9 protein-coding genes are annotated in these 12778 nt (G+C 56.2%); all 9 read left to right on the top strand.

The genetic code is table 11. The features are described from left to right. Window positions 1-125 precede the first annotated feature (125 nt). The 9 genes from A3OI_RS0111920 (at window position 126) to nosR (ending at window position 12729) form a co-directional block, all read left to right on the top strand. A complete protein-coding gene (locus tag A3OI_RS0111920) occupies window positions 126-1451 on the top strand; it encodes an MFS transporter (RefSeq protein WP_018404496.1) in 1326 nt (441 codons plus the stop codon). Window positions 1452-1576: 125 nt separating this feature from the next. Continuing rightward, window positions 1577-5320, top strand: coding sequence for a nitrate reductase subunit alpha (locus tag A3OI_RS0111915; RefSeq protein WP_018404495.1), 3744 nt, complete (start codon window positions 1577-1579; stop codon window positions 5318-5320). Next, window positions 5317-6876 (top strand): nitrate reductase subunit beta, encoded by a 1560-nt coding sequence (gene narH, locus A3OI_RS0111910; RefSeq protein ID WP_018404494.1) that lies wholly within the window; start codon window positions 5317-5319, stop codon window positions 6874-6876. The genes A3OI_RS0111915 and narH overlap by 4 nt, the downstream gene beginning before the upstream one ends. A 10-nt stretch (window positions 6877-6886) precedes the next feature. Then, window positions 6887-7639 (top strand): nitrate reductase molybdenum cofactor assembly chaperone, encoded by a 753-nt coding sequence (gene narJ, locus A3OI_RS0111905; RefSeq protein ID WP_018404493.1) that lies wholly within the window; start codon window positions 6887-6889, stop codon window positions 7637-7639. Window positions 7640-7659: 20 nt separating this feature from the next. Next, window positions 7660-8337 (top strand): respiratory nitrate reductase subunit gamma, encoded by a 678-nt coding sequence (gene narI, locus A3OI_RS0111900; RefSeq protein ID WP_018404492.1) that lies wholly within the window; start codon window positions 7660-7662, stop codon window positions 8335-8337. A 24-nt stretch (window positions 8338-8361) separates the two neighbouring features. Next, on the top strand, window positions 8362-9168 hold the full coding sequence (locus tag A3OI_RS0111895; protein WP_018404491.1) for a peptidylprolyl isomerase: 807 nt from the start codon (window positions 8362-8364) through the stop codon (window positions 9166-9168). Between the two features lie 104 nt (window positions 9169-9272). After that, window positions 9273-10025, top strand: a complete 753-nt coding sequence (locus A3OI_RS0111890) for a Crp/Fnr family transcriptional regulator (protein ID WP_040475043.1) — start codon at window positions 9273-9275, stop codon at window positions 10023-10025. Window positions 10026-10050: 25 nt separating this feature from the next. After that, on the top strand, window positions 10051-10452 hold the full coding sequence (locus A3OI_RS0111885) for a hypothetical protein (RefSeq protein ID WP_018404489.1): 402 nt from the start codon (window positions 10051-10053) through the stop codon (window positions 10450-10452). A 111-nt stretch (window positions 10453-10563) separates the two neighbouring features. Beyond that, window positions 10564-12729: a transcriptional regulator NosR gene (nosR, locus tag A3OI_RS0111880; RefSeq protein ID WP_018404488.1), complete on the top strand. Its 2166-nt coding sequence runs from the start codon at window positions 10564-10566 to the stop codon at window positions 12727-12729. The last annotated feature ends 49 nt before the right edge of the window (window positions 12730-12778 follow it).

Below are 12778 nucleotides of genomic sequence, written 5' to 3'. Positions count from 1 at the left end.
ATGAATGCCATCTACCTCTTTACGGATAGACAGCTACCCACGAGGTTATTAAGCCATCATAGTCTTTGACCGCCAGACAGGCAAAGTAAGACACTCAAAGGCACGTCTGCCAACAGGATAAAGCCATGAGTGTGGGGCCAGGGCCGTCCGAAATCCGAGCTTTACAGCTATCGGCCGACAGCACCGAACCGGATGACGAACGGGGCGAAGAGCGCTATGCATCGCTGTTGATAGTGTTACCACTAGCGCTGGCTGGATTCATTATTGCGGCCGCCTGCTGGACTCTATTTGCAGTGGTTGGCGTGACTCTGCGCAGCGATTTTCAGCTGAGCGAACTTCAGTTTGGCTTGTTGCTGGCAATGCCGATGGCGGTGAGCGCATTGCTAGCGGTCCCGGCAGGACTATTTGCGGGCATGTGGGGAACCAGAAAAGTCATGTTGTGGTGCCTCACAGGCCTGGCGTTAAGTATGGCGCTGGTGTTCTTTGCCGATAGTTTTGCTGGTTATATTCTCGCCGCTGGTGGTTTGGGCCTGGCCGGTGGTTTCTACAGTGCGGGCCTGCAATTTGTAACCATTCATTGCCGACCGCAACGGCTGGGGCTGGTGTTGGGTGTGTTTGGTGCGGGTATTACCGGCGCCGGTTTCAATTATTACCTGGTGCCGCTTCTGCACCGGGCCTACTCCTGGCAAGGCGTTCCTCTGGCTTATGTCATTGTGCTGCTGTTGATATTGGCACTGTTTCTGATGCTCACCGAACCCGACGACCAAACCGCATCCTTTGCGAGCAATGCCGCGGCCTGGCGCAAATGCTGTGCGCCAGGGGTTTGGCCTTTGTGTGGTTATTTTTCCGTTATTGCCGGTAGTTTTTTCGCACTGGCCTTGTGGTTGCCGGATTACCTGTCAGCCCGCTCGGGCCTGCCGGTAGGCTTGGGTGCGCATCAGGCCTTGTGGTTTGTAGTGCCGGGCGCTCTGGCACAAATTACCGGCGGTGCGCTGGCCGATCGTTTGGGTAGCAGTAGAGTGGTTATACGGGCTTTATTGTTGGCGCTGGCGGCGCTATTTGTGCTGTCGTACCCACCGATGACGCTCTCGGTTCAGGGTGTGGGGCGCTCTTACCATCTAGAGCTTTTTCTGCCGCGGGTGTGGGAAGGAGGAGTGATGATCGTGTTGGGAGCCGCGCTCGGCGCTGCAATGGGCGCGCTGCAACGGATGATTATTTTGGAAAGTCGTGAAACGGCTGCTGTCATGGCGGGAGTTTTACTGCTGGGTGCGTTCGCTGTGGCGTTCGTTTTACCCATTGTATTCGCCGCCATCAACGCCTGGCTGAATGTGCGCTCTGCCGTATTCATGTTGTTATTCGTGATGCTGGCGGTCTGTGTTTTATTGTTTGCCCGACAAAGCCGGCGACGTGAGCACCGGATACTCTCGTCTGCAAAGCCTAGGGCAGTCTGAGTGCCGTCTACCCCCCCTGGTGGTAGGGGCTGGTTAAGAGGTAGTAACCACGCTGCTTTCAGCATTAGGTTGTCACACAATAGTCTCAAATCGTTAACGCGATCCGGCAAACGGAGAGAGAGACCATGAGTCATTTGATCGACAAGCTGAGCTACTTCAGCAAAAAGCGTGAATCCTTTTCTGGCGACCACGGTGAAACCCATACCGAAAACCGTGACTGGGAAGACAGCTATCGCCAGCGCTGGCAGCACGACAAAGTTGTGCGTTCCACCCACGGCGTAAACTGCACCGGCTCTTGCAGCTGGAAAATCTACGTTAAAAACGGTCTGGTCACCTGGGAAACCCAGCAAACCGATTACCCCCGTACCCGCCCGGATCTGCCGAACCACGAGCCCCGTGGTTGCCCTCGTGGCGCGAGCTATTCCTGGTACATGTACAGCGCTAACCGCCTGAAATATCCGCTGATGCGTAAGCATCTGATGCAGCTCTGGCGCGCCGCCCGCATTCAGTTCAACGACCCGGTCGACGCCTGGGCTTCCATTGTCGAAGACCCGAAGAAAACCGCAGAGTACAAACCCCGCCGCGGTATGGGCGGTTTTGTGCGTTCAGACTGGAACGAAGTCAACGAACTGATTGGTGCGGCTAACGTTTACACCGCCAAAAAGCATGGCCCGGATCGCATCATTGGCTTCTCGCCCATCCCCGCAATGTCCATGATTTCTTACGCGGCCGGTAGCCGTTATCTGTCGCTGATTGGCGGCGTGAACCTGAGCTTCTACGACTGGTACTGCGACTTGCCGCCGGCTTCTCCGCAGGTTTGGGGTGAACAGACCGACGTTCCTGAATCTGCAGACTGGTACAACTCCAGCTACATCATTGCCTGGGGCTCCAACGTTCCACAAACCCGTACTCCGGATGCCCACTTCTTTACCGAAGTGCGTTACAAAGGCACCAAAACCGTTGCCATTACCCCGGATTACGCGGAAGTTGCCAAGTTGTCTGATGAGTGGCTGAACCCCAAGCAGGGCACGGATGCGGCTCTTGGCATGGCCATGGGCCACGTAATTCTGAAAGAGTTCCACATTGACAACCCCAGCCCTTACTTCACCGATTACGTGCGCCGTTACTCGGACATGCCGTACCTGGTGAAGCTCGACAAAATGGAAGATGGCCGCTACGTACCGGGCCGGTTCCTGCGCGCCAGCGATCTGGTGGGTGGGCTGGGTGAGGAAAACAACCCGGAATGGAAAACCATAGCTATTGATGAAACCACTAACCAGCTGACCGCGCCTAACGGCTCTGTCGGTTATCGCTGGGGCGAAAAGGGCAAGTGGAACCTGAAGCAGACTGCCAAAACTGAAGACGTGAATCTGCAATTGTCGATGGTGGAAAAGCACGACGAAATTGTAGATGTTGCCTTCCCGTACTTTGGCGGCATCAAGCACGAACACTTCAAATCCGTTGAAATCAGCGACACCCTGACCCACAAACTGGGCAGCCGTAAAATTGAACTGGCAGACGGCGAAGAAGCTTTAGTCGTCACCGTGTACGACCTGATGATCGCCAACTACGGCATCAGCCGTGGCCTGGGTGAAGACGACGGCGCTACCGACTACGACCAGATCAAGCCGTACACACCTGCCTGGCAGGAAAAGATCACCGGCGTACCCGCCCACAAAGTGACCCGCATTGCCCGTGAATTCGCCGAGACTGCCCACAAAACCAACGGCCGTTCCATGATCATCGTCGGTGCCGGTATGAATCACTGGTACCACATGGACATGAACTACCGTGCGCTGATCAATATGCTGATCATGTGCGGTTGTGTCGGCCAGAGCGGTGGCGGTTGGGCCCACTATGTAGGCCAGGAAAAACTGCGCCCACAGACCGGCTGGCAGCCGCTGGCGTTTGGCCTGGATTGGCAGCGCCCGCCACGCCAGATGAACGGTACATCCTTCTTCTACGCCCACTCTGGCCAGTGGCGCTACGAGAAACTGGATGTGAGCGAAATCTTGTCGCCGCTGGCGGACAAGTCCAAATTCGGTGGCAGCCTGATCGACTACAACGTACGCGCCGAGCGTATGGGGTGGTTGCCGTCTGCGCCGCAGTTCAACCGTAACCCGCTGGGCATTGCCGCCGAAGCGGAAAGCGCCGGTATGGACGTGCCAGCGTACGTGACTCAGTCCTTGAAGGACGGCTCACTGGCGTTTGCCTCGGAAGATCCGGAAGCCCCGGAAAACCACCCGCGCAATATGTTCATCTGGCGTTCCAACCTGTTGGGTTCTTCCGGCAAGGGCCACGAGTACATGCTGAAGTACCTGCTGGGTACGACGAGTGGTTTGCAGGGCAAAGACCTGGGTCACGATGGCGGCGTCAAACCGCAGGAAGTGAAATGGCACGACGAAGCGCCGCAAGGCAAGCTGGACCTGCTGGTGACGCTGGACTTCCGCATGTCCACCACCTGCCTGTATTCCGACATCGTTCTACCTACCGCCACCTGGTATGAAAAAGACGATCTGAATACCTCAGACATGCACCCGTTCATTCACCCACTGACTGCGGCTACGGATCCGGCGTGGGAATCCCGCAGTGATTGGGAAATCTACAAAGGCATTGCCAAGGCGTTCTCCAAGGCGTCTGAAGGCCACCTGGGTATCGAGAAAGACGTGGTTACGGTGCCGTTGTTGCACGACGCGCCCGCCGAGCTGGGCCAGCCGTTTGATGTAAAAGACTGGAAGCGCGGTGAGTGCGAGTTAATTCCGGGCAAAACTGCGCCTAACTTCATGACCGTTGAGCGGGATTACCCGAACACTTACGCGCGCTTTACGTCCCTTGGCCCCCTGTTGGACAAGCTGGGTAACGGTGGCAAAGGCATCAACTGGAACACCGAAAAAGAAGTGGCGTTCCTGGGTGAGCTGAACCACAAGCACCTTGACGGCGCCAATACGGGTCGGCCGAAAATTGACACGGCCATTGATGCCTGTGAAGTGATTCTGAGCCTGGCTCCGGAAACCAATGGCCAGGTCGCTGTGAAAGCCTGGGCTGCGCTGTCTGAATTCACCGGGCTGGATCACACGCACCTGGCACTGAACAAAGAAGACGAAAAAATCCGCTTCCGCGACATAGTGGCGCAGCCGCGCAAAATCATCTCCAGCCCGACCTGGTCTGGCCTGGAAGACGAGCATGTGTCCTACAGCGCCGGCTACACCAACGTGCACGAGCTGATTCCCTGGCGCACGCTGACCGGCCGCCAGCAGTTCTACCTGGATCACGAATGGATGCGCGCCTTTGGTGAAAGCCTGCTGGTGTATCGCCCGCCCATCAACACCAAAGCGGCGGCACCGCTGCTGAACGCCAAGCCCAACGGCAACCCGGAGAAGGCGTTGAACTTCCTTACACCGCACCAGAAGTGGGGTATACACAGTACCTACAGCGACAACCTGCTGATGCTGACCCTGTCTCGTGGCGGCCCCATTGTGTGGCTGAGTGAAGACGACGCCCGCGATATAGGTGTGGAAGACAACGACTGGATAGAAGTGTTCAACGCCAACGGTTCCTTGTCAGCGCGGGCGGTGGTTAGCCAGCGGGTGATGCCGGGCATGGTGATGATGTACCACGCTCAGGAGCGCATTGTGAATATTCCCGGCTCGGAAATTACCGGCAGCCGCGGTGGTATTCACAACTCGGTTACCCGAGCGTGCCCGAAGCCCACTCACATGATTGGTGGCTATGCCCAGTTCTCGTACGGCTTCAACTACTACGGCACCGTGGGTTCCAACCGCGACGAGTTCGTTGTAGTGCGCAAAATGAAGAACGTTGACTGGCTTGATGGCGAGGGCAGCGACACGGTTCAGGAGAGTGTGAAATGAAAATCCGTTCCCAAGTAGGCATGGTGCTGAACCTGGACAAGTGCATTGGTTGCCACACCTGTTCAGTGACCTGTAAAAACGTATGGACCAGCCGTGAAGGCATGGAGTACGCCTGGTTCAACAACGTCGAAACCAAACCCGGTATCGGCTACCCGAAAGAGTGGGAAAACCAGGACAAGTGGAAAGGCGGCTGGCTGCGCGACCCCAGCGGTAAAATCCGCCCCCGCATCGGTGGCAAGTTCCGGGTGTTGGCGAACATTTTCGCCAACCCGGATCTGCCGGAAATTGACGACTACTACGAACCGTTCGATTTCGACTATCAGCACCTGCACACCGCTGGCGACAGCAAACACCAGCCGGTTGCACGGCCGCGCTCGCTGATCACCGGCAAACGCATGGACAAAATCGAGTGGGGCCCGAACTGGGAAGACATCTTGGGCACCGAGTTTGCCAAGCGTCGCAAGGACAAAAACTTCGACCAGATTCAGGCCGACATTTACGGCCAGTTCGAAAGCACGTTCATGATGTACCTGCCGCGCCTGTGCGAGCACTGTCTGAACCCCACCTGTGTAGCCAGCTGCCCCAGCGGTGCTATCTACAAGCGGGAAGAAGACGGCATCGTGCTGATCGACCAGGACAAGTGCCGCGGCTGGCGCATGTGTGTATCAGGCTGCCCGTACAAGAAAATCTACTTCAACTGGAAAACCGGTAAATCCGAGAAGTGCATCTTCTGCTATCCGCGGATTGAAGCCGGTATGCCCACCGTGTGTTCGGAAACCTGCGTAGGCCGCATTCGCTACCTGGGTGTGTTGCTGTACGACGCCGATCGCATCGAAGAAGTGGCCAGCACCCCGGGCGAGCACGAGCTTTACGAGAAGCAGCTGGAAATCTTCCTCGACCCATTTGACCCCGAAGTGATTGCCCAGGCAACCAAAGACGGCGTGCCGATGAACGTGATCGACGCGGCCCAGCGCAGCCCGGTCTACAAAATGGCGGTGGACTGGAAACTGGCCCTGCCGCTGCACCCGGAATACCGCACCCTGCCCATGGTGTGGTACGTGCCGCCCCTGAGCCCGATTCAGTCAGCCGCCGAAGCCGGCCAGGTCGAGTTTGACGGCGTACTGCCGAAAATCGAAAGCCTGCGCATTCCGGTGAAGTACCTGGCTAACCTGCTCACCGCCGGTGACGAAAAGCCCATCGTACGTGCGCTAAAACGCATCATGGCCATGCGCTTGTACAAGCGTGCTGAAACCGTAGACGGCGTGGAAGACCTGCGGGCACTGGAAGAAGTCGGGTTGACCAAAGCCCAAGCCGATGAAATGTACCGCTACTTGGCCATTGCCAATTACGAAGACCGTTTCGTGATTCCTACCGGTCATCGCGAAATGGCGAAAGAAGCCTTTCCCGAGCGTGGCGGCTGTGGTTTCAGCTTTGGTGACGGCTGTAGCAGCAGCACCAGTGAATTCAACATGTTCGGCGGCAAAAGCCAGACCACCACCATGGTGCAAAAACTGACCACGGTGAAGCAGGTTGACCCGAAACAGCTGCAGGATTGAGGAGCAGATTATGAAAATTCTAAAAGTGATGGCGCTGTTGCTGGAATACCCGAACGCCGACCTGCAGCGTGGCCGCGATGAGCTGACGGCTGCGGTGCTGGAAGACAGCCGCTTGCCGCGCAAAAACAAAGAGCAGTTGCTGCGCTGCATTGACATGCTCTGCGACGGCAATCTGCTGGACTTGCAGGAAAGCTACGTAGCCACCTTTGACAGGGGCCGCGCTACCTCCCTGCTGTTGTTCGAGCACGTGCACGGCGAATCCCGCGATCGTGGGCAGGCGATGGTAGACCTGATGGAGCAATACAAAACCAACGGTCTGGAGATTGATGCTCGCGAACTGCCGGATTATCTGCCGCTGTTTATGGAGTATTTGTCTACCCGGCCATGGGAAGAAATCAAAAACTGGCTGGAAGATATTCACCACATTCTGGGCTTGCTGGGTGAGCGTCTGTACCAGCGTGAAAGCGTGTACCACGGAATAATGGATGCGCTACTGGAGCTATCCGGCCGCAAAACCGACCGCAAAGAGCTGGCGAAAATTGTGGCGTCAGAAGAGCGCGACGACACCCCCGAAGCGCTGGATAAAGTGTGGGAAGAGGAAATGGTGAAGTTTGTGGATGATCAGGGCAGCTCCTGCAGCACCGGTGGTGTGATAGGTCAGCGCCGCCGTGAGCTGGAGCAAACCCAGACCATTCACTTGAGCGACCAGCTGATGGCGGATGTCACACCTCGCCCGGCTCAACAACCGGTGAGCAACGCCTGAGCGCGTAGGAGGAGAGAACAATGTCCTATTTAAATACACTGGTGTTCGGGATTTATCCTTACATTGCCATTCTGATTATGTTGGTTGGTACCTGGGCCCGCTACGATAACAGCCAGTTTACCTGGCGCGCCCAGTCCAGCCAGATTTTAAGCAAGAAAAACATGGTGTGGGCCAGCGTGATGTTCCACGTGGGCGTATTGGTGATCTTCTTTGGCCACTTCGTGGGCTTGCTGACGCCGCACTTTGTGTATGAGCCCTTTATGAGCGCCGGCACCAAACAGGTAATGGCGATTGTCGTGGGCGGCATCGCCGGAATCATGGCGTTGATCGGTGGTGTCGCGTTGGCGGTTCGCCGCCTGACCAATCCGCGGGTTCAAGCTAGCAGTACTTTCTCTGACAATATGATCATTGTGATACTGATGGTTCAGGTTGCGCTGGGCATGCTGACCATTTACCCCACATTGGGCCATCTGGATGGCAGCACCATGTTGCTACTGGCGTCCTGGGCGCAGGGTATTCTGACCTTCCAGGGTGATGCCGCATCGCATATTGCCGGTGTGCACTGGATCTACAAGACTCATATTTTCCTGGGTCTGACCATCTTTGTGCTGTTCCCGTTTACCCGTCTGGTGCACATGCTAAGCGTGCCACTGGAGTATTTCGGCCGCAAGTACCAAGTGGTGCGTAAGCGGGTTTAGGTCCATCGTGAAGAGGGTAATACCATGCAATTGATTCCTATTGGTGATGCTGAACAACCCAGAAACCGGTTCCCGCCGGTCTACGTTGGCGACACGCTGATCAACGAAGACGATATAGCGCGGGAAATGCAGTATCACCCCGCCGAAGAAGCCGCGACGGCCTGGCACGACGCGGCCAAAAGCCTGGTAATAAGGCAGTTGCTGCTGGATCAGGCCAGGCTGTTGAAACTGCCTGAAGAGCTGGATGAAGAAGACCGTATCGCCAAAGTGCTTGAATCAGAGCTGGGTGTTCCAGACCCGACAGAGCAGGACTGCGAGCGCTTCTTTAACGCCAATCCCAGGCGGTTTTGCAGCCCGGTGGTAATGGCCGTGAGCCACATATTGCTGGCGGCGGCACCGGATGACGTGGCCGAGCTTATGCGCCAGGAAGAAGTAGGGGATCAGTTGCTGAAAGTGCTGTTTGAAGGTCGTTCACGGTTTGATGACCTGGCCAAGCAGTATTCAGCCTGCGAATCCCGCCACCAGAGCGGTAGCCTCGGGCAGATCAGTAAAGGCCAGACTGTAGACGAGTTTGAGCGCCCGGTGCTGAATTTGAAGGAAGGCCTGCATTCCGAGCTGATCGAAACCCGGTACGGCTACCACATTGTGCGCGTAGACCAGCGCATTGATGGCCAGCCATTGCCTTACGAGCATGTAAAACCAAAAATCCGCCAGTACCTGAGCGAAAGTGTGACCCGCCGCGCTTGCCGCCAGTACTTGCAGGTGTTAGCGGCCGAAGCCGGTGTTAAAGGGGTTGATCTGGAACTGCCGGATTCACCGCTGATGCAGTAATGGCTAATGGGTTACCTCCTAAGAGGGAGCGATTTTTGCAGTCGATCCCTCTAGTATTCATACATTGATTATGAATGCATGAACATGCCAAAGAGGACTTCATCATGGCGATGATACAGGCTGCCGATACCCCCATGAACTATGCCAAACCGGTTCTGATGGCGGTCAAATCCAGTGACCAAAAAGACAGCCTGACGCTGTTGCGCAACCACGCCATGTTCAGCGCTCTGGAAGAAGACGACCTGCAAGAACTTCTGCATCATGCCCGCCGCTTGCGGTTGGGCCATCACCAGTTGCTGTATCGCCAGGACATGCCGGCCCACCATTTCTTCTTTGTGTTGTCGGGCCGTTTGCGCTTGTACCGGCTGGATGCATCAGGCATCGACCGCACTCTGGACAGCATCGCGCCAGGCGACTGCATTGCCGAAGTGATGATATACGCCGATCCGGCCCGCTACGCCTGTTACGCCGAAGCCCTGAAAACCAGCGAAGTGCTGATGATTCCGGTGAAAGCGTATCAGGACTTGCTGGACACCAATCACAGCTATACCCAGGCCGTCTTGCGCCACTACGCGATGCGCGCGGTGACCCGTTTTCACGATCTTGAAATCATGACCGTGCAAAGCGCCCGCGATCGGTTGATTCGCTATCTGATGGATTTGTTGCCAGAAGGCAGCGAGCAGGGTGGTGAAGTGGAATTGCCACTGCCCAAATGCCTGGTGGCGTCGCGCCTTGCCATGCAGCCGGAAACTTTCTCACGTATTCTGGCGGAGCTGAAAGCCAACGGCTTAGTGCGGGTAAATCGCAGCCGGGTGTTTATTTCCGACCCGAGCAAGCTGATTCAGATAAGCCAATAGTCACCATTTTATAAGGATTTATGAAATGATCAGCAATTACCGCGAATTGATTGCCGCTACCGGGCAGGAACACGAACCCCAGCGCCTTTTGTTTGTGTTTTGCCGCGCCGAATTGCCAGACTCGGCCTCTGCAGAGGAGCTCGCAGCTTTTGAGCGGGGCGAGGGCGGCGCACTTACGCCGGTGGTCTGCGTGGATAAAACCCCTGCCGAAGTCGCAGATTTCAGTCAGCTGGTGGACGAGTCCCGCAACACGGGTCAGAACTGGGACGTTGTATTCGTGGCGGCTATGTCTGGCCGTGGCGGCGTGCCCCCGTCCAGCGACGAAGCACAGCAGCCCATGACCATGATGGTCGAAAGCATTCGCATGGGCCACGTCGGCAATTATCTGCCTTTAGACGTCAGCGGCGAAGCGGTTAGCCTCGGCTAATCAGAGATAGAGGAGGTATCAATAGCCTCCTAGGTGTATCCAGTAAGGGGTATTTTAATTACTTTTAAATAATCTAATCTGTGCAGCACCTATCGTCAGCGGGGACATGTTGTGAGTATCCGTTTCAGCAATACCGTAAATCTGATTGTAATGGCGTTGGTACTGGCACTGCTCGCAGGCGTCACCCATGTAAAAGCCGATCCTGTTGACCAATACCAGCCGGTTGCCGGTCGCCAAGTGATCACGCAAAACCTGCCCCAGGTAACCGAAGTGCGCCTCCGCGATAGCAATCGCGCCATTGGCGAGCTCTTCGCCGGCGAAGAGCTGGTGGGCTACACCTACCAAAGCCTCGATTTCGTGCAAACGCCCGCCTATTCGGGCAAACCCCTGAACATTCAGGTATTGATGAATACCGACGGCGAAATCCTTAAAACCCGCGTGATTCATCACTCCGAGCCGATTTTGCTGGTCGGTATCCCCGAGTACAAACTGCACGACTTTACTGACCAGTACACCGGTCTGAAAGCTGATCAGCGGGTTACTGTGGGCGGCAACACGAACGAGCGCAAAGTGGCAGTAGACGGCCTGTCCGGCGCGACCGTTACGGTGATGGTGGTGAACGAAGTCATCATGCGTACGGCCCACAGAGTCGGCGTAGAACTTGGCTTGGTGGAAGATGCGGGCGTAAAGCGACCACCCATTGCGGCGGTTAATAACGAGCAGTTTCAGCAAGCCAACTGGCAGCAACTGACGGACGATGGCTCCATTCGCCGCCTGCTGCTGACCCGTGGCCAAGTGGATGACTCGTTTAAAGGCACCGACGCGGAAGGCGTAGAGGCCGCCGCTCCCGATCAGCGTGAAGACGCATTGATAGACCTGTATACAGCCTATCTGGACGCCCCCACCATTGGCCGCAATCTGCTGGGTGAAAGCCAGTACGAATGGCTGAATTCTCTACTGAAAGAAGGCGAACACGCTATTGCGGTGATGGCCAGCGGCTCCTATTCGTTCAAGGGCTCCGGCTATGTGCGCGGCGGTATTTTCGACCGCATTCAGATTCGCCAGTTTGGTGACACCTTCAACTTCCGCGATCTCGATTTTTATCGTTTAAGCGATGTGTACAGCGAGGGAATGCCCGAATTTTCCGAAATGGCGATCTTCATTATCCGCCAACAGTACAACTTTGACCCGGGCACGCCCTGGACCCTCGAACTGACCGTAAAGCGCCAGACCGGCCCGCTGGACAGCAAATTCCAGGTGTTCCCGCTGGAGTACCAGCTACCCGAGCAGTATTACACCCGTGCGGACGTTGTGGTCAGCCAGGAAGAATGGCTGGAAACCCAACCCATGTGGGTGCAGGTGTGGTACCAGAAACAGTTCCAGATTGTGGTGTTGGGCGCGGGCATATTGGTGCTGCTGTTTGTCCTGTTTTTTCAGGACTGGCTGGTAAAGCGGCCCAATTTAACCCGCTGGATTCGCCACGGCTTTCTTACCTACACCCTGTTCTTTATTGGCTGGTACGCCTTGGGCCAGTTGTCCATCGTGAACGTGCTGACCTTTGTGCACAGCTTCATGTCTGGCTTTAGCTGGCAGACGTTCCTGATTGACCCGATCATGTTCATATTGTGGGCCGTGGTGGCGGGCATTGTGTTGCTCTGGGGGCGCGCGGTCTATTGCGGTTGGCTGTGCCCGTTTGGTGCGCTGCAAGAGTTGCTGAATGAAATCGCCCGCAAGCTAAAAATACCCCAGTACAACGTGCCGTTTGCCGTGCACGAACGCCTTTGGGCCATCAAGTACATCATTCTTCTGGTGCTTTTCGGGGTGTCGCTGGAATCCATGGCGATGGCCGAAAGACTGGCGGAAATCGAACCTTTCAAAACCTCCATTACCTTACATTTCGCCCGCACCTGGCCGTTTGTGCTCTACGCGGTGGTGTTGCTGGTGATCAACCTGTTCACCCGCAAGGTATATTGCCGCTACCTGTGCCCGCTGGGCGCCGCGCTGGCGCTGCCCACCAAGCTGCGGGTATTCGACTGGCTCAAGCGTCGCAAGGAATGTGGCACCCCCTGCCGTCTGTGCGAAAAAGAATGCGAGGTACAGGCCATTCACCCAGACGGCACCATCAATTTCATGGAATGCCACTACTGCCTTGACTGCCAGGTGACTTATTTCGACGACAACAAGTGCCCGCCGTTGATTGTGAAGCACCGCGGCAAGCGCCGTGGCCAAAATTCGCCGGGGCGCCCGGAACAGATTCCAGTCGTCGAAGTGAAATGAAAAGCAGTGCCATAACGAAAAAAGAACAACCCCCCAAAACTGAAACGGA

Source organism: Marinobacter gelidimuriae (genome assembly GCF_000372805.1).
GTDB classification, from domain to species: domain Bacteria; phylum Pseudomonadota; class Gammaproteobacteria; order Pseudomonadales; family Oleiphilaceae; genus Marinobacter; species Marinobacter gelidimuriae.
Note: the sequence above shows the minus strand (reverse complement) of the source record. Positions and strands in the feature narration are given on the sequence as shown.